Origin of the sequence: Pandoraea morbifera (genome assembly GCF_902459575.1) — a bacterium.
Taxonomy (GTDB): Bacteria; Pseudomonadota; Gammaproteobacteria; order Burkholderiales; family Burkholderiaceae; genus Pandoraea; species Pandoraea morbifera.
The window spans coordinates 293,275-319,159 of record NZ_CABPSD010000005.1 but is presented as its reverse complement, the minus strand read 5'-3'; the positions used below and the strand labels follow the sequence as shown (position 1 = coordinate 319,159).

General features: G+C 66.5%; 24 protein-coding genes and 1 pseudogene. 14 read left to right on the top strand and 11 right to left on the bottom strand.

The window, feature by feature from the left end:
- Positions 1 to 92: 92 nt before the first annotated feature.
- Complete coding sequence (locus PMO31116_RS11285) at positions 93 to 683, bottom strand: MarR family winged helix-turn-helix transcriptional regulator (RefSeq protein ID WP_150566788.1); 591 nt, start codon at positions 681 to 683, stop codon at positions 93 to 95.
- A 76-nt stretch (positions 684 to 759) separates the two neighbouring features.
- Between PMO31116_RS11285 and PMO31116_RS11280 the strand changes: the two genes are divergently transcribed.
- Complete coding sequence (locus PMO31116_RS11280) at positions 760 to 1,644, top strand: EamA family transporter (RefSeq protein WP_425494787.1); 885 nt, start codon at positions 760 to 762, stop codon at positions 1,642 to 1,644.
- Between the two features lie 19 nt (positions 1,645 to 1,663).
- On the opposite strand, the gene moaC is transcribed toward PMO31116_RS11280, so the two are convergent.
- Positions 1,664 to 2,155, bottom strand: coding sequence for a cyclic pyranopterin monophosphate synthase MoaC (gene moaC, locus PMO31116_RS11275; RefSeq protein WP_023871969.1), 492 nt, complete (start codon positions 2,153 to 2,155; stop codon positions 1,664 to 1,666).
- Between the two features lie 280 nt (positions 2,156 to 2,435).
- Between moaC and PMO31116_RS11270 the strand changes: the two genes are divergently transcribed.
- Positions 2,436 to 4,004 (top strand): M48 family metalloprotease, encoded by a 1,569-nt coding sequence (locus PMO31116_RS11270; protein WP_246185252.1) that lies wholly within the window; start codon positions 2,436 to 2,438, stop codon positions 4,002 to 4,004.
- A 69-nt stretch (positions 4,005 to 4,073) separates the two neighbouring features.
- Here the strand turns inward: PMO31116_RS11270 and PMO31116_RS11265 are convergent, their stop codons facing one another.
- The 5 genes from PMO31116_RS11265 to PMO31116_RS11245 all read right to left on the bottom strand — a co-directional run bounded on the left by PMO31116_RS11265 (position 4,074) and on the right by PMO31116_RS11245 (position 7,659).
- Positions 4,074 to 4,733, bottom strand: coding sequence for a DUF2946 family protein (locus PMO31116_RS11265; protein ID WP_150566787.1), 660 nt, complete (start codon positions 4,731 to 4,733; stop codon positions 4,074 to 4,076).
- 26 nt (positions 4,734 to 4,759) lie between these two features.
- Positions 4,760 to 5,791, bottom strand: a complete 1,032-nt coding sequence (locus tag PMO31116_RS11260; RefSeq protein WP_150566786.1) for a YheT family hydrolase — start codon at positions 5,789 to 5,791, stop codon at positions 4,760 to 4,762.
- Between the two features lie 16 nt (positions 5,792 to 5,807).
- Positions 5,808 to 6,263, bottom strand: a complete 456-nt coding sequence (locus PMO31116_RS11255; RefSeq protein ID WP_023594880.1) for a nuclear transport factor 2 family protein — start codon at positions 6,261 to 6,263, stop codon at positions 5,808 to 5,810.
- Between the two features lie 59 nt (positions 6,264 to 6,322).
- Positions 6,323 to 7,348 carry a lipopolysaccharide heptosyltransferase II gene (gene waaF, locus PMO31116_RS11250; RefSeq protein WP_023871966.1) on the bottom strand — a complete coding sequence of 342 codons (1,026 nt, stop codon included), beginning with the start codon at positions 7,346 to 7,348 and terminating at the stop codon, positions 6,323 to 6,325.
- Between the two features lie 113 nt (positions 7,349 to 7,461).
- Complete coding sequence (locus tag PMO31116_RS11245) at positions 7,462 to 7,659, bottom strand: zinc-finger domain-containing protein (RefSeq protein WP_023594882.1); 198 nt, start codon at positions 7,657 to 7,659, stop codon at positions 7,462 to 7,464.
- 448 nt (positions 7,660 to 8,107) lie between these two features.
- Between PMO31116_RS11245 and PMO31116_RS11240 the strand changes: the two are divergent.
- The 5 genes and pseudogenes from PMO31116_RS11240 to fba form a co-directional block, all read left to right on the top strand.
- A pseudogene (locus PMO31116_RS11240) lies at positions 8,108 to 8,839 on the top strand (AzlC family ABC transporter permease); the annotation flags it as partial.
- A 227-nt stretch (positions 8,840 to 9,066) separates the two neighbouring features.
- On the top strand, positions 9,067 to 9,390 hold the full coding sequence (locus PMO31116_RS11235) for an AzlD domain-containing protein (protein WP_023594884.1): 324 nt from the start codon (positions 9,067 to 9,069) through the stop codon (positions 9,388 to 9,390).
- An 86-nt stretch (positions 9,391 to 9,476) separates the two neighbouring features.
- Positions 9,477 to 10,682: a phosphoglycerate kinase gene (locus PMO31116_RS11230; protein WP_150566785.1), complete on the top strand. Its 1,206-nt coding sequence runs from the start codon at positions 9,477 to 9,479 to the stop codon at positions 10,680 to 10,682.
- A 232-nt stretch (positions 10,683 to 10,914) separates the two neighbouring features.
- Positions 10,915 to 12,348 carry a pyruvate kinase gene (gene pyk, locus PMO31116_RS11225; RefSeq protein WP_150566784.1) on the top strand — a complete coding sequence of 478 codons (1,434 nt, stop codon included), beginning with the start codon at positions 10,915 to 10,917 and terminating at the stop codon, positions 12,346 to 12,348.
- A 125-nt stretch (positions 12,349 to 12,473) separates the two neighbouring features.
- The gene (gene fba, locus PMO31116_RS11220) at positions 12,474 to 13,538 is read left to right on the top strand and encodes a class II fructose-bisphosphate aldolase (RefSeq protein WP_023594887.1); all 1,065 of its coding nucleotides are present in this window, start codon (positions 12,474 to 12,476) and stop codon (positions 13,536 to 13,538) included.
- Between the two features lie 29 nt (positions 13,539 to 13,567).
- On the opposite strand, the gene PMO31116_RS11215 is transcribed toward fba, so the two are convergent.
- Positions 13,568 to 14,173: a hypothetical protein gene (locus tag PMO31116_RS11215; RefSeq protein WP_150566783.1), complete on the bottom strand. Its 606-nt coding sequence runs from the start codon at positions 14,171 to 14,173 to the stop codon at positions 13,568 to 13,570.
- 241 nt (positions 14,174 to 14,414) lie between these two features.
- Between PMO31116_RS11215 and PMO31116_RS11210 the strand changes: the two genes are divergently transcribed.
- The 5 genes from PMO31116_RS11210 (at position 14,415) to PMO31116_RS11190 (ending at position 19,870) form a co-directional block, all read left to right on the top strand.
- Positions 14,415 to 16,010, top strand: a complete 1,596-nt coding sequence (locus PMO31116_RS11210; protein ID WP_150566782.1) for a hypothetical protein — start codon at positions 14,415 to 14,417, stop codon at positions 16,008 to 16,010.
- 146 nt (positions 16,011 to 16,156) lie between these two features.
- Positions 16,157 to 17,047, top strand: a complete 891-nt coding sequence (locus PMO31116_RS11205; protein WP_150566837.1) for a phosphoribosylaminoimidazolesuccinocarboxamide synthase — start codon at positions 16,157 to 16,159, stop codon at positions 17,045 to 17,047.
- A 16-nt stretch (positions 17,048 to 17,063) separates the two neighbouring features.
- A complete protein-coding gene (purE, locus tag PMO31116_RS11200; protein ID WP_150566781.1) occupies positions 17,064 to 17,570 on the top strand; it encodes a 5-(carboxyamino)imidazole ribonucleotide mutase in 507 nt (168 codons plus the stop codon).
- A gap of 41 nt (positions 17,571 to 17,611) precedes the next feature.
- A complete protein-coding gene (locus PMO31116_RS11195; RefSeq protein WP_150566780.1) occupies positions 17,612 to 18,805 on the top strand; it encodes a 5-(carboxyamino)imidazole ribonucleotide synthase in 1,194 nt (397 codons plus the stop codon).
- A 3-nt stretch (positions 18,806 to 18,808) separates the two neighbouring features.
- Positions 18,809 to 19,870 carry an L-threonylcarbamoyladenylate synthase gene (locus PMO31116_RS11190; RefSeq protein WP_425494786.1) on the top strand — a complete coding sequence of 354 codons (1,062 nt, stop codon included), beginning with the start codon at positions 18,809 to 18,811 and terminating at the stop codon, positions 19,868 to 19,870.
- 144 nt (positions 19,871 to 20,014) lie between these two features.
- On the opposite strand, the gene PMO31116_RS11185 is transcribed toward PMO31116_RS11190, so the two are convergent.
- On the bottom strand, positions 20,015 to 20,992 hold the full coding sequence (locus PMO31116_RS11185; protein WP_246185251.1) for a sterol desaturase family protein: 978 nt from the start codon (positions 20,990 to 20,992) through the stop codon (positions 20,015 to 20,017).
- A gap of 187 nt (positions 20,993 to 21,179) precedes the next feature.
- Complete coding sequence (gene dacB / locus PMO31116_RS11180; protein WP_343038613.1) at positions 21,180 to 22,907, bottom strand: D-alanyl-D-alanine carboxypeptidase/D-alanyl-D-alanine endopeptidase; 1,728 nt, start codon at positions 22,905 to 22,907, stop codon at positions 21,180 to 21,182.
- Between the two features lie 329 nt (positions 22,908 to 23,236).
- On the opposite strand from dacB, the gene PMO31116_RS11175 reads away from it, so the two are divergent.
- Complete coding sequence (locus tag PMO31116_RS11175; protein ID WP_150566779.1) at positions 23,237 to 23,929, top strand: response regulator; 693 nt, start codon at positions 23,237 to 23,239, stop codon at positions 23,927 to 23,929.
- Positions 23,929 to 25,356, top strand: coding sequence for an ATP-binding protein (locus PMO31116_RS11170; RefSeq protein WP_150566778.1), 1,428 nt, complete (start codon positions 23,929 to 23,931; stop codon positions 25,354 to 25,356). The genes PMO31116_RS11175 and PMO31116_RS11170 overlap by 1 nt, the downstream gene beginning before the upstream one ends.
- Positions 25,357 to 25,479: 123 nt before the next feature.
- On the opposite strand, the gene PMO31116_RS11165 is transcribed toward PMO31116_RS11170, so the two are convergent.
- The gene (locus tag PMO31116_RS11165; protein ID WP_150566777.1) at positions 25,480 to 25,881 is read right to left on the bottom strand and encodes a hypothetical protein; all 402 of its coding nucleotides are present in this window, start codon (positions 25,879 to 25,881) and stop codon (positions 25,480 to 25,482) included.
- Positions 25,882 to 25,885: the final 4 nt, after the last annotated feature.

Below are 25,885 nucleotides of genomic sequence, written 5' to 3'. Positions count from 1 at the left end.
CCCGGGCGGGCCCGCTCGAAAACGCAGAAGCCGCCCCCGCGTAGCGCTGCTACCGAGGCCGTGGACGCCGGCCGATGGATGGCTTTCCCCGATCACTTTTCAGTTTCGAGCGCCCGCAACCACGCGCTCAGGCCTGCCTCGATGTCGGAGAGCGCTGCATCGGGCAGGGGCGCGAGCATGCGATGCTCGTTGGCCACATGGGCCTCGACGGCACGTTCGATCAACGCGAATCCGGCATCGGTCAATTGGACCAGCGTGCTGCGCGCGTCGTCCGGGTTCGGCACGCGCCCGATCCAGCCCCGTGCTTCCAGGCGCTGCAATCGGTGCGTCATCGTGCCCGACGTCACCATCAGCGTGGAAAACAGCGCCGTCGGCGCCAGCCGATAAGGCGCGCCCGAGCGACGCAACGTTGCCAACATGTCGAATTCCCAGCCGCTCATGTCGAACGTCGCGAACGTGGCGTCGAGTTGCTGCTGCACCAGCGCCGCACATCGTTTGAGCCGTCCAATCACGCCCATCGGCGAGACGTCGAGATCGGGGCGCTCCCGGTGCCATTGCGCGAGGATGGCGTCGACGGCGTCCCCGTGACGCGCATGCGGCGGCGATGCCGGGGCCGCGTCCTGCCCGGACGGCACGGTTTGCGTGACCCTGGTTGCGCGATTGCCCGTGGACCGATTCGTCATGCGTGACTCCAGTTGTCTTGACTTCAAGACAAAATGATACCAAACTCCATTTATCTTGAATTGAAGATAAATGGCAATGACAACTTCCGCGACCACTTCGCCCTCGGGCGTGCGCTGGGCTGACGTCCTGTTGACGGCGTTTGCACCGATGATCTGGGGCTCGACCTATATCGTGACGACGCAGGTGCTGCCGCCCGATCGTCCGTTTACGGCGGCGCTGATTCGTGTGCTGCCGTCCGGCCTGCTCCTGTTGCTTTGCACTCGCCGTTTGCCGGCTTCACGCGACTGGGGGCGTTTGCTGGTGCTTTCCGCGCTGAACATCGGCGCATTCCAGGCGCTGTTGTTCGTCGCCGCCTATCGTTTGCCGGGCGGGTTGGCCGCCGTGGTCGGCGCGATCCAGCCGTTGCTGGTCATGGCGCTGGCATGGGGAGCGGAGCAGCGGCGCCCATTGGGTTCGACCGTCTGGGCTGCGGTGGCCGGCGTCGTCGGCATGGGCATTCTGTTGCTCTCGCCGGGAACCGTCTTCGAGCCGGTGGGAATCCTGGCGGCACTGGCCGGCGCGGCGAGCATGGCGACGGGAACCTATCTCACGCGCCGGTGGCGTATGGACATGCCCGTGCTGGCGCTCACGGGCTGGCAACTGATGTTGGGGGGGCTGATGCTCGCGCCCGTGGCCTGGTTCGCCGATGCGCCGCTGCCGGGCATCACGCTGTGGCAGGCGCTGGGGTATCTGTACCTGTCAATGGCGGGTGCCTTGCTGGCCTACGCACTGTGGTTTCGCGGCATTGCCCGGCTGACGCCCGTGGCGGTGTCGTCGCTCGGACTGCTCAGCCCGTTGACAGCGGTCGTGCTCGGCTGGGTCCTGCTCGGTCAGGCGATTCGGGGCTTCGCGTTCGTCGGGCTCGCGATGGTCTTCGCGAGCATTCTCGCCGTGCAGTGGACGGCATCCCGACGCGCCTGAACGCGGCGCGCGCCGGCGCTCAGTTGCTTTCGAGATCCTGGGCCACCCAGTCGCCCGACTTGCCGCCGTGCTTTTCCAGCACGCGCACGTCGGTCATCGTCATGCCGCGATCCACCGCCTTGCACATGTCGTAAATGGTCAGCAGTCCCACCTGCACGGCCGTCAACGCTTCCATCTCGACGCCGGTGCGACCGACGGTCTCGACCTGGGCACGGCAATGAACGGCGTTGGCACCGTCGTCGATCAGGAATTCCACGCTGACGCGCGTGAGGGCGAGCGGATGGCACAGCGGAATCAGATCGGCCGTGCGCTTCGCGCCCTGGATGGCGGCGATGCGGGCGATGCCGAGCACGTCGCCTTTCTTTGCCGAGCCGGTGCGAATCAGTGCCAGCGTTTCCGGCTTCATCCGGATGGTGCCGCGCGCGACGGCGATGCGATGCGTGCTGTCCTTGCCGCCGACGTCAACCATGTGGGCCTGTCCGGCGCTGTCGAAATGGGTGAGTTCTGCCATGAGTCGATGCTGAAAGAGGTCTGTCGCCACTGCCCTCGAAAAGGCTGACGGATGCCCGTGTCGCAAGCCTGAAGGGGGGCGTGTCTTGTTGTATTGGGAACGTTTGTGCCGTGGCGCGGAACGTCCATGTCTGGCTGCTATCATAGCAGCAGCCTCGAGTGATCAGCGCCACGCGGCGCCCATTTGCCATGACGCGTTCGTCACGTTCGTTCCGCGCCTTCATCCGCATGTTCAGCATGTCTCGCATGATCCCCGTGCTTCGTCTGTCGCGGTGCCGCGCATGAGCGCCATGCCGCCACGCGCCCGCATCGTCTCCCGTGTCCGGTGGCCTCGCGCCGTCGCATGCGGCATGTTGCCCGTGGTGACGGCGGTCACGTTTGCCGCCGCAGTCGTGCCGACGCAAGTCGCCGCGCAGGCGCTTCCCACGCTCGGCCAGAGTTCCGCCTCCGATCTGTCGCCCGCCATGGAGCGCAAGCTCGGCGAGCGCGTGATGCGCGAAATTCGCGCGGATCCGGATTACCTGTCCGACCTGTTGCTCTCCGATTACGTGAATGGCCTCGGCGGCAAGCTCGTGGCCGCCACGCGCAAGGTCGGCCTGGACGCTAGCCAAAGCTTCGAGTTTTTCGTGGTGCGCGACTCGGCGATCAACGCGTTCTCGCTGCCCGGCGGTTTCATCGGCATCAACACCGGGCTGATCGTCGCCACGCGCACCGAATCGGAACTCGCCTCGGTCGTGGGCCACGAGACGGGACACGTGCTGCAACATCACATCGCGCGAATGCTCGGCCAGCAGGCGCAAAACTCGTGGATTGCGCTGGGCGGCCTGCTGCTCGGCCTGCTCGCCGGGGTGGGCGCGCGCAGTTCGGATCTTGGCATGGGCATCGCGATGGGCGGACAGGGACTGGCCGTCGATCGGCAATTGCGTTTTTCGCGCGACGCGGAACGCGAGGCCGACCGGGTCGGTTTCCAGTTGTTGCAGGCAGCCGGCTTCGATACCTATGCCATGCCGACGTTCTTCGAGCGACTGCAGCGCGCGGACGCGATCAACGAAGCCGGCGTGCCCGAATACGTGCGCACCCACCCTCTGACGACGGACCGCATTGCCGACATGCTCAACCGTTCGCGCAACGCGGGATATCGTCAACCGGAACAATCGCCCGAATACCAGTTCGTGCGCGCGCGTTCGCTGGTGCTGCAGCAGAAGTCGGCGAGCGACTACGCCACGATCGCCGACGCACAACGCGCCGCCATTCGCACCCAGACCGCGCCGAGCGTGGCGGGCGCCTGGTACGCGGTTGCGCTCGCCGAGTACAAGCAAAACCGCTGGGCGCCCGCACGCGAAGCGTTGGAGAACGCACGCGCGGCCTTCGGCGGAAGCGGTCCCGGCACGCCGAGTCTGGCGGTGCTCGCATCGGACATCGCGCGTGCGTCGGGCAGGCCGGACGACGCGCTGCGCATCGCGGTGCAGGCACGCGCGGCATTTCCGCTATCGCAGGCGGCGGACATGGCGTATGCCGATGCGCTGGTGGCCGCTCACCGGATTCCGGACGCGACGAAGTTCCTGCAGGCGCAAGTGGAGCGTTATCGCAGCGAGCCGATCTGGTGGCGTGCCCTGGCCGGCGCGTGGGCAGCGGGAGGCAAGCGCGCCCGACAGCACGAAGCGCTCGCGGAACAGTATGCGTTGCAGGGGCAATGGATGGCGGCCGTGAGTCAATTGAAGCTCGCCCGCGATGCCGGTGACGCCGACTTCTACGAACTTTCGACCATCGACGCCCGATTGCACGAGTTTCAGCGCCGGTACAAGGAAGACAAGGAAGAAGAGAAGGACTTCGACAAGCAGTTCGGGTGAGCGGGGCTCGCACGGCGAAATGCATGTCGTCACCCGGCTCCCCTCGCGCGAGATGTCGCCGGGGTGCGGTCAGTCTCCCGGCGTAGCCGGCGCTTGCGGATCTCGCTCGAACCCATAGGTCTGTGGCAGCGTGCCCGCACGAACCGTCGCGAACGGCAGCGAGTCGCCGTTGCGCCAATGCAGGCGCACCGCCGCCCTGGCATCGGCCGTATCGTCGGCGGTCTCGGCCAGCTCGAACGCCTGCGGCAAGTCCGACACTTGCGTGAGCAGATCGATATCGTGATCGTGCAGTAGCGCCAGTGGCGCATTCGGCATGTCGGCACCCTCCGAGCGAACGGCGCCCGCGAACGCCACGTTGCCGTCTTCGTCGAGCAGGCACGCGCTGGGGACGAACGGTCGGCCCAACTGATCGGTCAGCACCGGCGCGCCGCGGCCTTCATGGGCTGCGGCGTCCCATGTGAGACGCACGACGAACGGCGCATAGGCCAGCGACACATAGACGCGTTGCGGCCCGTTCTGGAAGTACCAACGCCCGACCTCGTCGCAGGCGTAATTTCGGGCGATGAATGCCAGCAGTGCCTCGTGACGAATCGGATCGCCCGCGGCACCCGCCGCCTGCGCCGCATCGTCGCGCATGCGCCACTGCCCGCGACGATCGAGCGCCAGCCATCCATAGCAGTGCGGTACGTTGGGCCACTTGGCCATTGCCTGTCGAACGATTTCATCCATGGGACATCCTCGCGGGGTGCACGCGCCTAAGCCGCATTCGGCAAGAATTGACGGAAATACTCGACGACCGTGTGCGGCATCCACGTCATGCCGCCCGGGAACGGCCCGCTCATGAAGCCGACGTGCCCGCCGTGCGCGGGTTGCAGCAGGTGCACGAAGCGGCCGACGTCATCCTCGCCCGGCAAGGCGCTCGCCGGCTGGAACGGATCGTTGCGCGCATTGATGACGAGCGTCGGGACCTCGATGGCCGGCAGGATCGGCTTGCTCGAGGCGCGGGTGTAATAGTCGAATGCACTGTGATAGCCGTGCAGCGGCGCCGTGACCACATGATCGAATTCGCCGAGGTCGCGCGCCGCCAACATGAGGTCGCGGTCGTAGAGGCCCGGGTATTGATCGAGCTTGGCAAGTGCCTTCTTCTTGAGCGTGCCCAGAAAATTGCGCGTGTAAACCATGTTGAAGCCGTGCGAGAGCGCGAGCCCCCCCGCGCGCAGGTCGAGCGGCGCCGAAATGGCGCAGGCGGCGCTGACGATGCCAGTGGCGTGCGCCTCGCGCTCGCCAAGCCAGCGCAGCAGGACATTGCCGCCCAGCGATACGCCCGCCGCGAAGATCGGACCCGATGTGCTCGCGCGCAAACGTTGCAGCATCCACTCGATCTCGGTGCTGTCGCCCGAGTGGTAGAAGCGCGGCGCGCGGTTCATGCGTCCGCTGCAACTGCGAAAGTGCGGTATCACGCCACGCCAGCCCTGCGCTTCGACCTCGCGCATCAACGTTCTGGCGTAGTGGCTGCCGGAGCCGCCTTCAAGTCCATGAAACAGCACGACGAGCGGTGTCTCGACGAGCGCATCGGGGGCCGGAGGCGCCCTCCTGGATGCGGGCGGGGTGACCAGCCAGTCGACGTCGACGAAATCGCCGTCGGGCGTGTCCCACGTCTCGCGCCTGAACTCGACAGTGGGGCGGCGTCCGAGCAAGGCAGGATAGATCGTCTGGCTGTGCCCGTCGGGCAGCCAGCGCGGCGAGCGGAAATCCTGGGGGAGAAATGCCGCCGGGCGTGCCGTCATCGCGACTCCGGCCGGGTCAGTGCAGCCCGTCCGGACGCGCGTGCATCATCAGGCTGAACTGCTCGACGGCATGCGGCGGCAAGGGGCTGGAGTGGATGTGGGCAAAGCGCCAGTCGCCTTGCTCATGCACCAGCACGTAGGTGGTGTGAATGAGCTGGGCGGTGGTCTGTCCGGCGTCTTCCTTGCCCACGCGCATGGCTTCGGTGGCCGTGTGCACGACCGTGCCCACGGTGTCGTACTCGGTCGTGTCGAGCGAATCGATCAGCACCACGCTCTGCGTGAACTGGGCCACCAGGCCGCTGCGGATCTGCTCGAGGCCGTCCCAACGAGTGCCGTCGGCGCGAATGTAGCTGACGAAATCCTCGTTCGCCCAGAGCGACATCGCGCGATCCGTCTGCCCGCGGCGCAGCGCGTCATAAAAGGCCGTGATGGTTTCACTGGCGGCATCGAACAAGCGGACGAAACGTGGCATGGGGATTTACCGTTGAAGTTGACCGGATCGGGCTGAAGGCCGCACCACCCTGGGTGGCATCAGCGCTGCGTGAGCAGGATGTTGCGAAGGTTCGCGAACACATGCTCGGGCATCAACTCGTTGAGGCAGCGCGTGTGGCCCAGCGGACATTCGCGGGCGAAACACGGACTGCACTCCAATTGTAGCCACAGGACGTGCGCCTGGTCGGACAACGGCGGCGTGTGGCGCGGATCGGACGAGCCGAACAGGGCGATCTGCGGGCGACGCAACGCCGCGCTCACATGCATGAGCCCAGAGTCGTTGCTTACCACGGCATTGGCACGCGCGAGCAACGCACAGGCTTCGGCCAGCGAGGTCTGCCCACAGAGATTGCGCACGAAGGGGGCGTCGGCCGCGATCTGCTGCGCCAGCGCGCCGTCCTTGCCCGAGCCGAGCGCGATGATCTGCGCGTACGGGAACGAGCGACGAACCAGCTGTGCCAGTTGCGCGAAGTGGCCGGTCGGCCAACGTTTGGCCGGGCCGAACTCGGCGCCCGGGCAGAACACGACCAGCGGGACGCGCAAATCGAGGCCGAAACGCGCGAAAACGCGGGCCGACTCGTTCAGATCGGTCTCGATGCGCGGCGTGGGCAGCGTTTCGGGCAGCTTGGCCCCCGGTGCGAACGCGAGCGCCGCGTAATGTCGCACCATCGGCGGACGTTCATCCTTGCGCGGATTGGCATGACGCACGTTGAGCAGGCCGTAGCGCTGCTCGCCCTTGTAGCCGATGCGCAACGGGATGCGCGCCAGCCACGGAATCAGGGCCGACTTCAGCGAGTTAGGCAACACGTAGGCGGCGTCGTAACCCTCGTCGGCGAGCACGCTCGCGAGCCGGTAGCGCTCGAGCGGCTGCAACTTGCCGTGCGCGAGGTCGGTGGCGACGACGCGCGAAATCTCCGGCATGCGTTCCAGAACCGGGGCGACCCAGCCCGGCGCGATCGCGTCGATGGTCAGACGCGGATGCAGACGCTTGAGCAGGGTGAACAACGGCTGCGCCATCAGCGCGTCCCCAATCCAGTTGGGGGCGATCACCAAGGCTTTATGCATTGGGCGGAGACTCTAAACGTTAAGCGTGGCGATGAAACTGACGAACGACCGGCGAGTGCTGCGCGACAGCGTCGGATGGCACCGGGAACCGGTCGTGGCAGAGCGCTGCGGGCTCAGTGGTGACCCTTGAGCACGACACCGGCCTTCAGGCGATAGCGCGTACCGCAATACGGACACGCGGCTTCGCCGTGCGTGACGTCGATGAACACGCGCGGGTGGGCGCTCCAGGCTTCCATCTTCGGATTCGGGCAGTGGACCGGGAGATCTTCGGCGCCGACTTCGACGACCGGCATTTGTTTGACTTCGCTCATTGGGTTCAGACCGTGATGGGTATTCGGAACTCTGGGGATTGCGCGGCCGCGGCAGGCGGGAAGCCCGTGCCCGGCCGTTCACCAAAAGACGCTATTGTAAAGCAGGCGCCGCCCTTTGCGGATGGCGCACCGCGTATGGCGCCACGCCTCAGGCCGCTTCCGGCAGGCATTTTGTTGTGCGCGTGGCGCGCACGCGACACCGTGGCGAGCGCCCCGGCAAAAAGCGGGCGATATCGGGCGTTAGCGTAGTAAGCGAATATTTAACATGACTATAATGGTGCGTCGCCCGCCGCCAACGATGAATATAGTCAGGAGACTCTCCGGCAACCCCTGGCGGGCGCTGTGACCGCCTGCGGTCATCTTGGGCGTGCCGGGCGCCGTCGGGACCGCTTCGCCCCGCCTTGCCACACCCTGCGCCGCTTGCCGCGGCGCTCGCCCCCAACCGACCATGCCAACGCTTCGTTTGCCAGCCGCCGAACGTGATGGGTTCGCGGCAGGTTTTCGCATTATCTCGCCACTTCTGCTAGCCATCTTCTCCTGGGGGCTCGTGACCGGGGTCGCCATGAGCAAGTCGGTCCTCACGGTACCCCAGGCCATCGGCATGAGCCTGATGCTCTATGCGGGCTCCGCGCAACTCGCGTCGCTGCCACTCTTTGCCGCAGGGATGCCTTTGTGGACCATTCTGCTGACGGTCGGCATCGTCAATCTGCGCTTCGTGATCTTCAGCGCCGGGCTACAGCCGCATTTCTCGTACTTGTCGTTGCCCCGCCGCATCGCGCTCGGCTACGTCAACGGCGATCTCGGCTTCGTGATGTTCATGAACCAGAATTTTGCGAGCGGTTACGTCCCGGGCAAGGAGGGGACGTATTACGGCATCACCCTCAGCAACTGGGCCGTCTGGCATGTGTCGTCGATCCTCGGCATCATGCTCGGCGCCCTCGTTCCCGATAGCTGGGGCCTGGGCTTTGCCGGCACGCTCGCGCTCATTCCCATGATGGTTCACACGATCACGAGCCGTTCCACGATGCTCGCCGTCGCGCTTGCGTCGGTGATCGGCGTGCTCGCATTCGACCTGCCATACCGGCTCAATCTTGTGCTTGGCGTGCTCGGCGCGCTTGCGGCCGGCATGGTGTGCGACGACCTCGCGGCGCGCCATGCGAAGCGTCTGGCATCGGCCAGGGTCGCGAGCGGGGCGACCGGCATCGAAGCCGGCCCGCGCGACGACGCGCGGACGGTGGCGCCCGCCAGCGTGTCGGCCGCCGCGCCCACGGCGGCATCCAGCGTGGTGCCCGCCGATATCCCGGCGGCGTCCGGTGTCGTGCCCGCCGATATCCCCTCGGGCAGGTCAGCGGTGGGGGCGAGCGCAACGCATGCCGCGGATGCGCCGCGTCGCGACGAGGAGCGCTCATGAGCACCTTCGAAATCTGGTTCGCCTTCGTGGCGATGACGGCGATCACGATCGTTACGCGCACCTTCTTTCTGTTGGCGGGTGAGCGCGTGACATTGCCGCAACGGCTCCAGCGCGCATTGCGCTATGCGCCGGCGGCCGCGCTGGCGGTGATCGTGGTGCCCGAAGTGCTGCTGCTCGATCACCAGTTCGCGGTGCATCTGGGCAATCACAAGCTGGCAGCGGCGATCGCGGCCACGGCCTGGTTCGTCTGGCGGCGCAACATGATCGAAATGATTGTCGTCGGCATGGCTGTCTACACGCTTGGCCGGCTGTTTCTGTAGGCGGAACCCCGGAACGCCAAAATGGGCAATCCGGCGGTCGGATCAGTTAAAATGCATGTTTTTCCCACCATATATTCCGGATTCTCATGGCTTCCGTCGTACGTCTGACCGATTTGATCGCCCAGGGCCAGCTCGCTGGCAAACGTGTCTTCATCCGCGCCGACTTGAACGTGCCGCAGGACGACGAGGGCCGCATCACGGAAGACACGCGTATTCGCGCTTCGGTGCCGGCCATCCAGATGGCGCTCGACGCCGGCGCCGCGGTAATGGTGACGTCACACTTGGGCCGTCCGACCGAAGGCGAATTCAAGCCCGCCGACTCGCTCGCTCCGGTCGCCGGTCGTCTCTCGGAATTGCTCGGTCGTGACGTGAAGCTCGTGGCCAACTGGGTCGACGGCGGTTTCGACGTGGCGCCGGGCACCGTGGTGCTGCTGGAGAACTGCCGCGTCAACAAGGGCGAGAAGAAGGACAACGACGAACTGGCGCAGAAGATGGCCAAGCTGTGCGACGTCTATGTGAACGATGCCTTCGGCACGGCCCACCGCGCCGAGGCGACCACGCACGGTATCGCGAAGTACGCGCCGGTCGCCTGCGCCGGCCCGCTGCTGGCCGCCGAGCTCGAAGCGCTGGGCAAGGCGCTGAACGCGCCGGCGCGTCCGCTCGTGGCAATCGTCGCCGGCTCGAAGGTCTCGACCAAGCTCACCATTCTCAAGTCGCTCGCCGACAAGGTCGATCAACTGATCGTGGGCGGTGGCATCGCCAATACGTTCATGCTGGCCGCCGGTCTGCCGATCGGCAAGTCGCTCGCCGAGGCGGATCTGGTGGGCGAGGCGAAGGCCATCATCGACGCCATGGCCGCACGCGGCGCCTCGGTGCCGATTCCCACGGACGTCGTGTGTGCGAAGGAATTCAGCGCCACGGCCGAAGCGACCGTGAAGGCCGCCGCCGACGTGGCCGCCGACGACATGATCCTGGACATCGGCCCGCAAACGGCAGCCAAGCTCGCCGAGCAACTGGGCGGCGCCGGCACGATTGTGTGGAACGGTCCGGTCGGCGTATTCGAATTCGATCAGTTCGGCCACGGCACCGAGACGCTGGCGCGCGCCATCGCGGCGGCCAAGGGCTTCTCGATCGCCGGTGGCGGCGACACGCTCGCGGCCATCGCCAAATACGGCATTGCCGACGACGTCAGCTACATCTCGACGGGCGGCGGCGCTTTCCTCGAATTCCTCGAGGGCAAGACGCTGCCGGCGGTCGATGTCCTGCAACAACGCGCCGCCGGCGCCAACTGATCGGGCAAACCCAGGTGGAGCGGGGCTCGCAGGCAGGTTCGACGGCTCGGAACGCAGTCGCGGACGGCCGTTTTGACCGGTTCATTGCGAACGTCAGAGATCGAATCAAACGATTTCGTACGGACAATACGAACTTTTTGGTTAACCTGCGGCGGCCTAAATGCGTTACAAACCTCTAAGCGCCAGCAATGTCGAACGCGCTGCTACCAAAGAGGATGAAGAGATGGATGTAATGAACCGCTCCACCAAGATCGTCGCCACCATCGGTCCGGCATCGAGCACGCCGGAAGTGCTCTCGCGCATGATCGCCGCCGGCGTCGACGTCGTTCGCCTGAATTTCTCGCACGGCAAGGCGCAGGATCACATCGAGCGCGCCGAGATGGTGCGTGCGGCCGCGAAGGCGGCAGGCCGCGAAGTGGCCATCATGGCCGATCTGCAGGGTCCGAAGATCCGCGTCGGCAAGTTCGAAAACGGCAAGACCACGCTCGAAGCCGGCGCGAAGTTCATTCTGGATGCCGAATGCGAGCTCGGCAACGACGAGCGCGTCGGCCTGGACTACAAGGAACTGCCGCGCGACGTGAGCACGGGCGACGTGCTACTGCTCAACGACGGTCTCATCGTGCTGGTCGTCGATCGGGTGCTCGGCAGCGAGATTCACACGACCGTGAAGGTCGGCGGCGATCTGTCGAACAACAAGGGCATCAACCGCCAGGGCGGCGGGTTGACCGCGCCGGCCCTGACCGCGAAGGACATGGAAGACATCAAGACCGCGATGGCGCTGGGCGCCGATTACGTCGCGGTCTCCTTCCCGAAGAACGCCACGGACATGGAAATGGCGCGGCGCCTGGCGAACGTGGCGGGCGAGCCGTATGGCATCAAGCCGCTCATGATCGCCAAGATCGAGCGCGCCGAAGCGATTCCGGCGCTCGAAGAGATCCTGGCGGCCTCGGACTGCATCATGGTCGCACGCGGCGACCTGGCCATCGAAGTCGGCAATGCGGCGGTGCCGGCGCTTCAGAAGCGCATGATCCGCATGGCGCGTGAGATGAACAAGACGACCATCACGGCCACGCAGATGATGGAGTCGATGATCCACAACCCGGTGCCGACGCGCGCCGAGGTGTCGGACGTGGCCAATGCCGTGCTCGACGGGACCGACGCGGTAATGCTCTCGGCCGAGAGCGCGGCAGGCAAGTATCCGGTCGAGACCATCGAGACGATGGCGACGATCTGCGTCGAGGCGGAGCGTTCGGAGACGGTGGAACTCGATCGCGACTGGCTGGACCAAACTTTTACGCGCATCGACCAGACGATTGCCGCTGGCGCACTGTTTACCGCGTATCATCTTGGCGCGAAAGCGATCGTGGCGCTGACCGAATCGGGCGCGACCGCGTTGTGGCTGTCCCGTCACAAGATTCACGTGCCGATTTTCGCGCTGACCTCGCAGCTCGGCAGTCACCGCAAGATGGCGCTGTATCGCAATGTCTATGCGATGCGCGCCGATGCGACGCTCGACCGCGATCAAGCGCTCAAGCAGGCGGAGCAACTGCTGCTCTCGAGCGGGGTGGTCAAGCGCGGCGACACGATCGTGTTGACGGTGGGCGAGCCGATGGGACAACCCGGCGGCACCAATACGTTGAAGATTGTCCAGGTGGGCCACGCATGACGATTTGGGCCGCGCCGGGCGCGGCGAGGCGATTACGCCACGCTGCCGCCCGCGAGCCGTCGTCATGGGGGCGCCTCTGGATCGAAGAAAGATTTGCTTAGTTTTGTGATTCCAAGGAGAACATCATGCCCCTAGTCTCTATGCGACAGCTGCTGGACCACGCCGCCGAAAACGGCTACGGTCTGCCGGCCTTCAACGTCAACAATCTCGAGCAGGTTTCCGCGATCATGGCCGCCGCCGACGAAGTCGGCGCGCCGGTCATCATGCAGGCCTCGGCCGGTGCCCGTAAGTACGCCGGTGAGGCGTTCCTGCGTCACCTGATCTCGGCGGCCGTGGAAGCCTATCCGCATATCCCGGTGGTGATGCACCAGGATCACGGCCAGTCGCCGGCAGTGTGCATGGCCGCGATCAAGAGCGGTTTCTCGAGCGTGATGATGGACGGCTCGCTCGAAGCCGACGGCAAGTCGGTGGCCAGCTACGAGTACAACGTCGAAGTGTCGAAGAAGGTCGTGGAGTTCTCGCACTACATCGGCGTGACGGTGGAAGCCGAGCTGGGCGTGCTGGGTTCGCTCGAGACGATGAAGGGCGACAAGGAAGACGGTCACGGCGCCGACGGCACGATGACGCGCGAGCAACTGCTGACCGACCCGGATCAGGCCGCCGACTTCGTGCATCAGACGCAATGCGACGCGCTGGCCATCGCCATCGGCACCTCGCACGGCGCCTACAAGTTCAGCCGCAAGCCGACCGGCGACATTCTCGCCATCGACCGCATCAAGGAAATCCACCGCCGCATTCCGAACACGCACCTGGTGATGCACGGTTCGTCGTCGGTGCCGCAGGAGCTGCTCGCCGAGATCCGTGAATTCGGCGGCGACATGAAGGAAACGTACGGCGTGCCGGTCGAAGAGATCGTCGAAGGCATCAAGCACGGCGTGCGCAAGATCAACATCGACACCGACATTCGCCTGGCCATGACGGGCGCGATCCGCCGTTACCTGTTCGAGAACCCGAGCAAGTTCGATCCGCGCGATTACCTCAAGCCGGCGCGCGAAGCCGCGAAGCTGGTGTGCAAGGCGCGCTACCTGTCGTTCGGCTGCGAAGGTCAGGCCGGCAAGATCAAGCCGATCGCGCTCGAAAAGATGGCCGAGAAGTACAAGAGCGGCGATCTCGCCCAGATCGTGAAGTAATTCAGGTCGTCACACGACGCACCGCAACGTCAGGTCGCAGGCCCGGCTCTCGCCAGCACATGCTGGAACAGAAGCCGGGCCTTTTCTTTGGGCATCTGCAACTGGAACTTGCCGCCCAGTTCCGAGCGGATCGTGGCGGTGAGCATTTCCACGCCGTCGACGATCAACGTCATCGGCTCGTTCATGTGCTGGCGTGAGAACTCGCGCATGCGTGTGGTCGCGCTCTCGCGCAGGCTCATCGTGATGACGACGTCGACATCCTGCCCCAAGGGCCCGTTCCGGGCCGGAAACTGCAACCCCAATTGTTCGATGTCGCGCGCGGCGTAAAGGGCGAAGCGCGCGATGTCGTCGTCGCTCTCCGGCGTGGCGATGGCGACGAGTCTCGGCAGTGCGGGCCGGTCGTCGGCGGCCGAGGCCGATGTCGCGCCGGCCGGCGCGGTGCCCTTGTTGGCGCCACTGGCGTGAGTTCCGCCCGGCCGATGGACCGGTGCGTGTGGCGATGCGGCGGGCGCCGCCGCAGGTTGTGCCGTGGCGGGAAGGCCGGCCAGCGTCAGCAGGGCGGCGAACGTCGGGGCGCATAGGGCGCACAGGGCGCACGATCGCCGGACAGTGCCGGGATTCGATCCAGTCGTCATGGCAACCCCTTTCGCCGTTTTCCGGCAGATGGCCGCGGGTGAGTGCTTTCATTCTATGCAACATCCGGCCGGCTCGAGGGTAGGGGAGTCCCGTCCCGTGCGAGTTTTCGACGGGTCGGTGTCACGATGCAAAGCCACAACGGCGCCCGTATTCCGGAAGTCCGGGGCGGCTTGTCATGGCAGTCTCCGAAGCCTCCTTTTTTCACCTGCCCGCCGCGCGGCGGGCCATCCGGAGGTATCGATGCCCTTGAAATGCTTGCCCACGACTTTCACCCGGTGTCTCGGACTGTCGCAGTCCGGCGACTCGTCGCCGTCCCCGGTGGCTTCCTCCCGCATGGCGCGGGAAATGACGCGCGCCGGGCACGTGCTGCCGGACTCGGGCGAGCCCGGTACGTCGCAATCGCCCATTTACGCGCGGGTGCGAAAGCCCACGCGGCTGCCCGCGTGCGCCGCGCGGGCCCCGGCGAAGGCGTGCGGCGAGGCGGGCGCATCGAGCGAGATCCCCAACCCGATCCGGCTTTGGGGGCAGTATGATCCCGCGCCCGACTGGGCGGGGCCAGCCGATGCGCAGGGTTGGGCCGACTTCTACAAGGTCAACACGGCCAGGCTCATCAACATCGACGGCAGATGCACGCGCTATGGCCTGATCGAACTGGGCGGATTCCGGTTCATCGTCGGCCCGACGGCCGCGTCGCGGGAGGCGGGCGCGCTCACGGCCATCCTCAAGGCGCACACCCAGATCGGTGCGGTGTTCTCCGTCGAGCCCTGGATGCCACCTGCCGATTTGCTACCGGGCGCCCTCGGAGAGGCCGGAAAATCCGATCGCCGTTCGGGCTATCAGGAGAAGCCCATCGGCGCCTACATCGCCCGGATTCAGCGCAGAAGCGATCTGGCCGGGACCGGAGCGGCGGCGCCATCATCGTCATCGTCCGGCGCGAGGCCCGCCAGTCTGGCGGGCGGACTGTCTCACGTGAAATTCATGGAGTTCGAGGGCATGACGCACCACAATACGGTGATCTCGGGCCGCACCCTGTGGGAGGCCGGGCGCGGCGTGGCCGAATTCATGCGTCAGAATCCCGGCAAGATCGCGCTCGTCTGCTCGACGAACGGCATTGCGCGTCCCAGCGCGGTCATCGCCAGCGCCGCATTGCAGCTCACGAACGGGGACGCCGCGCTCCGGGCTGCGATCTCCGACGCGGTCGTCGCGCAACGCTCGGAAGAAAGCGCGCGTCACATCGACGCCGCCTCGGACAGCTTCGACAACATTGCCGAACTGGCCGCGCTCATCGCCATGCTGCGCAGGCCGGGCAGGGGAGACGAGGCCCAGGAGCGCAAGGTATACCTGCTCATGCAGCGTCTCGAGACGCTCATTGCCAAGCCGAACGCCGACGTTACCTGGCGCAGCCGCGAGGGGCGCTGCAAAGTGGCAGACATTTTCGAGGCGCATTTTGAACACGTCGCGCCGTTGCTGGCTTCGGCGGGTCTGCCTATCGGCACGGCGCTTCTGTGGCTTGGCGGGGAGATGCGCGTGAGCGGCGTGCTCAGATTCCTCACGCCTGGCTACGTCGAGCGGCATCTCGACCGGATCTCGCTGCAGCCCATCGATCCGGAGGATCCGAACGCCGTGCGCCTGGTCTCGCTCGATGACCGCGACCTCGTCTGCGACAACAAATACTACGACGTCGCGTCGGTGGCGGATTGGTATCGGCAGTGCAAGCGGACGGGGCGGGCCGAAGGCATGACGAATCCGATCTCGCGCGTGCCCGTCATCGCGCTGCTCGTCCAGGCGTCGGAGAGGGCGCGGCTCGCGCCGCAGTTCCTGCCGTCGTCCGTCTGATCTTTTCGGGTTTCAGGGGCGGTCTCGCACCCTGAACCCTGCCCGGCGTCCCGCCGGGCCGACATCTTCGTGAAACGGCCCCCAACGCGCGTATAATTACGCCTTTGCCCTTCCTGATATTGGGTCCCGCCGTGACTACCCCCGCCCTGAACGCCCTGTACGAATCCTCCCTCAAGAGCCTGCCGCTGCTCTCACGCGGCAAAGTGCGCGACAACTACGCCGTTGGCGACGACAAGCTGCTGATCGTGACGACGGACCGCCTCTCGGCGTTCGACGTGATCATGGGCGAGCCGATTCCGGGCAAGGGCCGCGTGCTCAACCAGATGGCAAACTTTTGGTTCGACAAGCTCTCGCATGTGGTGCCGAACCACCTCACGGGCGTGGCGCCCGAGTCGGTCGTCGCCGCCGACGAAGTTGCACAGGTTGCCGGCCGCGCGGTGGTCGTCAAGCGCCTGAAGCCGATTCTCGTGGAAGCCGTGGTGCGTGGCTATCTGGCCGGCAGCGGCTGGAAGGACTACCAGGCCACGGGGGCCGTGTGCGGCGTGAAACTGCCGGCCGGCCTGCAGAACGCGCAGCAACTGCCCGAGCCGATCTTCACCCCGGCCGCCAAGGCCGAACTGGGCGAGCACGACGAGAACATCAGCTTCGACGACATGATCGGTCGTGTGGGCCGTGAGCTGGCCGAGCAGATCCGTGACATCTCGATCCGCCTGTACAAGGAAGCGGCGGCCTACGCGGCCACGCGTGGCATCATCATCGCCGATACGAAATTCGAATTCGGCCTGGACGATGAAGGCAAGCTGCATTTGATGGACGAAGCGCTGACGGCCGATTCGTCGCGCTTCTGGCCGGCCGATTCGTACGCCGTGGGCAGCAATCCGCCGTCGTTCGACAAGCAGTTCGTGCGTGACTGGCTCGAAACGCAGCCGTGGGGCAAGACGCCGCCGGCGCCGAAGCTGCCCGACGAGGTCGTGCAGAAGACGGCCGCCAAGTACCGCGAGGCGCTCGAGCGTCTGACCGGCCAGCAACTGGCCTGAGCGGAGCATCGGCAAGATGAGCGAGAAACAAGCCTTGGCCCCGCGCGTGGGCGTGGTGATGGGGTCCAACTCGGACTGGGAAGTGATGAAGCACGCGGCCGCCATCCTGGCCGAGTTCGGCGTGCCGTATGAGGCACAGGTCGTCTCGGCGCACCGCATGCCCGACGACATGTTCCGCTACGCCGAAGCGGCGCGCGAGCGCGGCCTCGTCGCGATCATCGCCGGCGCGGGCGGTGCGGCCCACCTGCCGGGCATGATCGCCGCCAAGACGACGGTGCCGGTGCTCGGCGTGCCTGTGCCGAGCAAATACCTGCGCGGCGAGGATTCGCTGCTCTCGATCGTCCAGATGCCCAAGGGCGTGCCGGTCGCGACCTTCGCCATTGGCGAGGCGGGCGCGGCCAACGCCGCCTTGTTCGCGGTCTCGATGCTCGCGGCCGACGACAAGGCGCTTTCGGACAAGCTCGACGCGTTTCGCGCGAAGCAGACCGAAGCGGCGCGCGGCATGACGCTGCCGGCACTGTAAAAGAAAAGATCGTCCCCGCTACTGTCAGCGCCTCACTCAAGATGAATTCTGCCTCCGCTGCGCCCATCCTTCCCGGCCAATGGCTGGGCATGCTGGGCGGCGGCCAACTCGGCCGCATGTTCTGTTTCGCCGCTCAGTCGATGGGCTACAAGGTCTGCGTGCTCGATCCGGACCCGCGTTGCCCGGCCGGCGCCGTGGCCGACCGCCTGATCGTTGCCGACTATCGCGACGAGGCGGCGCTGGCCGAACTTGCCGCGCTGTGTCCGGCCGTCTCGACCGAGTTCGAGAACGTGCCGTCGCAGTCGCTCGACTACCTCGCGCAAACCACGACGGTGAGCCCTGCCGGGCGCTGCGTGGCGATCGCGCAGGACCGTGTCGCGGAGAAGCGTTTCATCGAGCGTTGCGGTGTGCCGGTGGCCCCGCATCTCGTCATCGAATCGAACGACGCACTCGCCGCCATTGGCGACGCCGCCATTTCGAGCGTGCTGCCCGGTATTCTGAAGACGGCTCGCATGGGTTACGACGGCAAGGGCCAGGTGCGCGTGAATACGCCTGCCGAAGCGCGCGACGCCTACGCCGCGCTGGGCGGCGTGCCGTGCGTGCTGGAAAAGCGCCTGGCGCTGGCCTTCGAAGTGTCGGTGCTGAGCGCGCGTGGCGCCGACGGTACGGTGGCCACCTATCCGCTCGCCCAGAACGTGCACATCGACGGCATCCTCGCGACCACGACGGTGCCGGCGCCCGACGCCGCCCCGGCGCTGGCCGACGCGGCGCGTGCGGCCGCGGCCACGATCGCGTCGCAGATGGACTATGTGGGCGTGCTGTGCGTCGAGTTCTTCATTCTCCAGGACGGTTCGCTCGTGGCCAACGAAATGGCGCCGCGCCCGCACAACAGCGGTCACTACACGATCGACGCCTGCGCCGCGAGCCAGTTCGAGCAGCAGGTGCGCGCGATGGCCGGCCTGCCGCTCGGCGAGACGCGTCAGCATTCGCCGGCCGTGATGCTCAATGTGCTCGGCGACGTGTGGTTCACCGGCGACGCCAAGGATCAGCCGCGTACGCCCGCTTGGCACGACGTGGTGGCGTTGCCGTCGGCACGCCTGCATCTGTACGGCAAGGAAGACGCGCGCGTGGGCCGCAAGATGGGGCACATCACGTTTGCCGGCGCCTCGCTGGACGAGGCGCGCGCGGCGTGCAGGATGGCCGCGGCGAGCCTGAACATCGCGCTGGAAGACTGAGCCATGACGACCGCTTCGCCGCCGCAAGCGCCGCGCATCGTCATGCCGTCGGACGACGCCATCGAGCGGGCGGCCGAACAACTCGCCGCCGGCGAGCTGGTCGCGTTCCCGACGGAGACGGTCTACGGCCTGGGCGGTGACGCGGAGAATCCGGCGGCGGTGGCGGCGATCTATGCCGCGAAGGGCCGGCCGGCCAATCATCCCGTCATCGTGCACTTTTCGCCAGACGGCGATCCGGGCTACTGGAGCGACGACGTCACGCCTGCGGCACGCAAGCTGATGGATGCGTTCTGGCCGGGGCCGCTCACCCTGATTCTCAAGCGCGCGCCGCACATTCCCGACGCCGTCTCCGGCGGCCAGGATTCGGTGGGACTGCGTTGCCCGTCGCACCCCGTGGCCCAGGCACTGCTACGTGCATTCGAGCGGATCAAGGGCGGGCAGGGCGGCGTGGCGGCCCCGTCGGCCAATCGCTTCGGGCAGGTCAGCCCGACCGCTGCGCAACACGTGCGCGACGAATTCGCCGGATTGCCGGGCGTGACCGTCCATGTGCTCGACGGTGGCGAGGCGGCCGTCGGGATCGAATCGACCATCGTGGACCTGTCGCGCGGATTTCCGGCATTGCTGCGTCCCGGACACATCACGCCGGAGCAAATCGCCGAAGTGCTGGGCGAGATGCCGCGTCTGCCGGGGCACGATGTCGACGCACCGCGCGCGTCGGGCACCCTCAAGGCGCATTACGCGCCACGCACGCCGCTCTATCTGTGCGACGCGGCCCAGTTCGCGCCGGCGCTGGCGGTGCGTCCGCAAGGTGAGCGGGTGGCCGTGGTGGCGTTCGCGCCCACACTCGGCGCACTGCCCGCCGACGTGATCGCATCGAAGGACGTCGTGCGGATCGCGCTGCCCACAACGCCTGCGGCGCTGGCCACCGATCTGTACGCCATGCTGCGCCGCCTCGATCGTGCCGACGTCACGCACATCCTGTTCGAGCGTCTGCCCGACACGCCCGCCTGGGCCGCTGTGGGTGACCGCCTCGGACGCGCAGCGGCCGCATTCGAGCGCGCATAACTCGAATCGCGCGGAATCGCTCGCACGCGAGACACGCGAGCCGCGTGTTGCAGGGCGGTGCCCGCTGCCAAGCCGAAGTACACGCCACGACATCGCCCTGCGTCGACCTAAGTCGGCCTGCACCGCGTTGCCGTCGCAGGGGCGTCAACGCCCTTCTGGCGAAGCGCCGGCCGCGCTGTCCTGGCTCACCCGACGCACTCCAGCCATTTCACCGAGTTTTCCCAGGCCTCCCACCGCTGCGATATCCGCAAGCCCTCGAGCGTCGGGCGGGGCACTCGGCCCATGCGCCGCTTGCCAGGCGTGACGCCACTCGGGGGGGCCGAAAAGCGCCATGGCCTTGTTGCGCCAGCCGGGCATCGTGACGACATCGCGCGCCATCGTGTGCCACTCGTGAAAAGTGAGCGTGATCGGGTTGTGCGTGTGAATCGGGTCGACGATCCCATACTCACAGGGCTCGGCCTCGCTCTCCGGGACGTACGAGCCGAACATCCGGTCCCAGATGACGAGCACACCCGCGTAGTTGCGGTCGATGTAACGCGGATTGCGCGCGTGGTGAGCGCGATGGATCGACGGCGTATTGAGTACGTACTCGAGCCACCCCAGCTTCGGGATCGCCTGCGTGTGGACGAAGAACTGGAACGCGAGATTGAGCAGCACGACGCCGACGATCTGCGTCGGTGTGAAGCCGATGAGTGCCATGGGCGTCCAGAACAGCCACATGCCCGCCACCGGGTACATCAGGCTTTGCCGGAACGCCGTCGACAGATTGAGCCGTTCGGACGAGTGATGCACCACGTGCGCGGCCCACAGCCAGCGAATGCGATGGCTGGCGCGATGGAACACGTAGTACAGAAAGTCCTGCACGACGAAGAGCAGCAGGAAGCCGAGCCAGCCGGCGGGCATCGTGTAGAGGCGGTGATGATCGTAAAGCCACGCATAGAAAGGCACGACCAGCAACCACGCCAGCTTGTCGGCGCCCTGATGCATGAGCGCAAGCGTGGCGTTGCTCACGGTGTCCTTCAGGCTGTACATGCCGGGGCGTCGGCGCCAGTACCACGCTTCGATGCCGATGCACAGCACGAATACCGGGGCGAGCGCCAGCAGAATCAACTCGACGTTCATGACCTCGCGTCTCCTCACGATTGGGTCATCTGAACCGGCGCCCCTTGCGTCTCGCTTGTCGTGATTCCCTGGCGAAGGTGGCACCGATGGAACGTCTATTCTGACGCGAATGCGCCCGGAGAACGCGCGCGTTAGAGGGAAACGTCAAATGTGGCGTGCGCGGGGCGCTCGCTCGGCGTCCGCATGCTCAGGGCGCGTGCTCGTACACCCAGGAGATGAGGGCGTCGTTGAAGCCGCGTGCGTTGCTCGCGCGCGGGTCGTTGACGAGCGACACGACGACGTAGGTATTGCCCGAGCGCGTGCCGACGTAACCGGCCACGGCAGTCACGTCGTCGAGCGTGCCGGTCTTGATGTGGGCGTTGCCGGCCACGTCGCGATTCGCGAGCCGGTTGCGCATGGTGCCGTCCACCCCGACGGTCGGCATCGACTCGACAAGCACTTGCGCGGTCGGGCTGTTGATGCCGTGTTGCAGCAGTGTCGCGAGTTCGGACGCGCTGATGCGCTCGATGCGCGACAGGCCCGAGCCGTTCTCGATGACGAGTCCGGGCATGGCGAAATCGTTCTTGTCGAGCCAGCGATCGAGGGCGTCGCGCGAGCGGGCGATGCTCGCGGGGTGTTTGTAGTTGTCGGCGGCAAGGCCGAGCGTGAGGAACAACTGGCGCGCCATCACGTTATTGCTGAACTTGTTCATGTCGTGCACGACTTCAGCCAGGGTCTGGCCTCGGTGCGTGACGAGCAAACGGGCGCCCGGGGGCACGGTGCCGGTGCGCACATTGCCGTTGAACTGCCCGCCTGATGCCTGCCACAGCGCGCGAAAGCCGCCGAGGAAGAAGCGGTCGCGATCGGGCGCCGCCACGTTCCAGCCCTTGTCCTCGCAAGACGCCGGATAATTGCCGGAGAAGCGCGCCACGTAGGCGCCGTCCGCGGTCGTGCTGAGTGACGGGTGGATGCGCGTGAGCCAATCGCCGCAATTGCCTGCCGGTGTCGACGCCATATCGTTCGCCACCTGCAGATTCGCCAGCGGCGGCAGCACGTTCACGTCGACCGTGCCGTTTGCGTTGCGGGCGAAGCTGAACGACATCGCCTTGAACGAATACAGCAGCGGATCGGGAGCGACGTTGTAGGGGCGGTCGTCGCCGCCGTCGATCGCGCCCGTTGCACCGATGTCCGAGCTGTAGGCTGAGCGGTCGAGCACGATATCGCCATTGATGTTCGTCACGCCGGCGTTGCGCAGCTCGGCCACGAACTTTTCCATCTCTTCGGGCACGAGCTTCGGATCGCCCGTGCCCTTGAAATACAGGTTGCCGTCGAGCGTGCGTCCGTCCGACGTGCCGTCGGTGAAGGCCTGCGTGCGCCAGCGATAGTCCGGGCCCAGGGTATCGAGCGCGGCAATGGTGGTGACGAGCTTCATCGTCGAGGCCGGGTTGCGCGGCACGCCGGGGTTCATGGCGAGCAGGGGGGGCGCAATGCGGCCTCGCGTTTGTAGCGGATTGTCGACCTTCGCGACGATGACGCTCACGTTTGCGGCGGGCACCTTGCTCGCTGCGAGCGCGCGTGCCAGTTCGGGCGGCAGCGGCGTTGCGTGCGCGGCGGCGGCAGGCACCTTGGGCAGCTTCGCGTGCTTGAGCGGTTTTGCGTACGCGGGCGCGTTTGCAATGACCGCACTCGTCGCGAGCAGCAGCGCGATCGCCAGCGCGGTGCGGCCGGTGCCGCTCATGCGAGCGCTGCGATCGCCTCGAGCCGTATCGCGGGCCGTGCTCGCCTCGCGAAGCGTGTGCGTCTGACGCACGGACGTCCCACTGCGAAGCATCTCGAGCGCGCACGGGCTGGACGCATGGAGTGCATGGGGGGCATCGGATGCATTGGGCGCGAGCAACGCGAAGAGGGGGCGGCTGTGCAAGCGTGGGGCGCGCATGGCGGGCGAAATTCTCCAATGGTGCGTGCTGCGTCTCGCCACACGGAGTCCGGGCCGCCGCACAGGGTGGGGCGGCAGGCGCGGACGGCACAGTGCGGACGCAGCGGCGAAGCGATGAGGTGAGTCACTGCGCCGCGATGTGCGTCTGACATGCACGGCGCCATGCGTGCCATTGTAAGACGGTCATGCAACGAACTGTCGCTACAATGAGTCGAAATCCCTTGAGTGTCACGCATAGGCAACAATCGGCGGGGCGGCGATGACCGCGTATTACCCGGATCCGACAGGCCTTCAGAGTGCGGACGACAGACGCTACCGGTGCCCGACCCATGCGAATCCTGTTGGTGGAAGACGATACGATGATTGCCGCTGCCGTGGCGAAAGGACTGCGGCAGGACGGCTGGACGGTCGATCACGTCGGCGACGGACAGCGCGCACTCGACGCGCTCTCGATCGAAGCGTACGACGCGCTGCTGCTCGATCTCGGCTTGCCGCGTCGCGACGGCATCGACGTGCTGCGCACCTTGCGCGCGCGTGGCCAGACGCTGCCGGTGCTCATCGCCACGGCGCGCGATGCCGTGGCCGACCGGGTGAAGGGGCTCGATGCCGGCGCGGACGATTATCTCGTCAAGCCTTTCGATCTCGACGAACTCGCGGCGCGCCTGCGCGCGCTGGTACGGCGTCAGGCGGGGCGCAGCGAGCCGCTGCTGCGCCATGGTGCCATCGTGCTCGATCCGGCGACCCGCCAGGTGACCTGCGCGGGCGTGCCCGTCGTGCTCTCCGCACGCGAATACGCCGTGCTCGAAGCATTGCTCAATCGGCCGGGCGCGGTGTTGTCGAAGGGGCAGCTCGAAGAGCGCATTTACGGATGGGGAGAAGAAGTGGCAAGCAATGCGGTCGAAGTGCATATCCATGGACTGCGCAAGAAGCTGGGCGCCGATGCCATTCGCACGGTCCGCGGCGTCGGCTACATGATGCCCGACGCGTCCGCTGCCGGCGCGTCGAATGCGGAGGCGGACTGATGCGCTCCATTCGCCGACGCCTGCTGGCCGGGCTGCTCGTCACGTTGTCGATCGCGCTGGTGCTCGCGGGCATCGCGATTTTTCGGCAGGCGCGTACCGAAGCCAATGCGCTGTTCGATTTCCAGCTGCAGCAAATGGCGCTGTCGCTGCCCGCCGAGCCTTTCTCCAGCGTGCCGGGCGAGAACAATGGCTCGGATGGCCTCGTGATCCAGATCTGGAGTCGCAACGGCATCGAGCTGTATTACTCGCATCCGCGCACGCCGTTGCCGCGCCGGGCCGAACTCGGCTTCACGACCGTGCAGACGCCCAAGGGCGACTGGCGCGTGTATTCGGCGCTGGTCGGCGACAACGTGGTGCAACTGGCCCAACCGATGGTCATTCGCGACTCGCTCGCCGTGTCGATGGCGCTGCGCACCCTGTTGCCGCTGGTGGTCGCGATGCCGTTGCTCGGGTTGCTCGTGTGGCTGGTCGTCGGGCGCGGCCTCAAGCCGTTGCGCCGGGTGGCGAAAGCGCTCGACGCCCGCGCCCCCGGTGCACTCGACGCGTTGCCCGAGACCGGATTGCCGGACGAGGTGCGTCCGCTGGTGCAAGCGCTCAACAGCCTGCTTGGCCGACTCGACGACGCGCTGAGGCAGCAGAAGGCCTTCGTGGCCGACGCCGCGCATGAACTGCGCACCCCGCTGGCTGCGCTGCAACTGCAGGTCCAACTGCTCGATCGCGCGAACACGGACGCCGAGCGGGCCGAAGCCATGCGCGATCTGCACGATGGTGTGCGACGCGCCTCGCACATGGTCGCGCAATTGCTCACGTTGGCGCGTCAGGCCCCCGATGTCGCGCGTGCGGCCACGGCGTTCGCCGACGTGCCGCTCGCCCCGCTGTTGCGCGATGTCGTCGCGCGTCATGCCGCGTTGGCGGTTGCACGGGGAATCGATCTCGGGCTCGATGCCCCGCAGGCGCTGGCGGATCTCAGCCACGTGCGTGGCGATGCCGACGCCTTGCAGACGCTTTTCGGCAATCTCGTCGACAACGCGTTGAAATACACACCGCGCGGCGGCCACGTCGATGTACGGCTGGTGTCCGCCGCGCCTGGCGCGGGGACCGTCGTCGAAATCGAGGATAACGGTCCGGGCATCGCGCCGTCGGAACGAGAGCGGGTTTTCGACCGGTTCTTCCGGGGCGGGGCGGCGTCGGCACAGGAGGCCGCCCCGGCGAGTGGGGCGCAGCCATCCGACGCGAACGACGCGACGAACCCCGCCGTTGTTACCCCGCCGCGCGTGGAGGGTAGCGGTTTGGGCCTGGCCATCGTACGCAACATCGCACAGGCGCACGGTGCGCGCGTGGAACTGCTCGACGCGCGCACCGGACGCGGACTGCGCGTACGGGTGAGTTTCGGCGCGGCAGCGTCGGCCGTTCCCCCGGCGCTCTGACATCGCAGCCATGACAGCCCCGCCACGCGGCGACGTCTGTCGTGCAATCCATGCCGCGCTCACGTGCAAGGGAGCGTCGCCGACGACTTAGGCTCGCTCACGTCAGTTCGCTCATTTCCACGCTTATCCGCGCTGCACCGCCGTCACTTTGTCGTTCTCGATGGTCAGCGTGCGGCGATCCGGGCGGTAGTCGCGCGTCGTCGGCACGGGCTTGCCGTCCTGCATGCCGATCCGCCACGGGCAACCGCGCAGCATCGACTTCACCTGCGCGAGCGACTTGCCCATGAGCATCCTGTCATCGGGTCGGTCTGCCGTGCACGCCTGCGTCGCGTCGGCCCGTGCGTTGCCCGGCATGGCGTCGGCGGCCGGGCCTTGCGTGCCCACGCCGTTGCCATTGCCCTCTGTGGCGAAAGCGGCGATCGAAAACGTCAGGCACAGGGCCACGCCCGCGCACTCGATCCAGCGGGCGACGTGACGCAAGGCCGCCATGTGATTGTCCGAGACCGGTTTGTCGTTCGTATGCATCGTG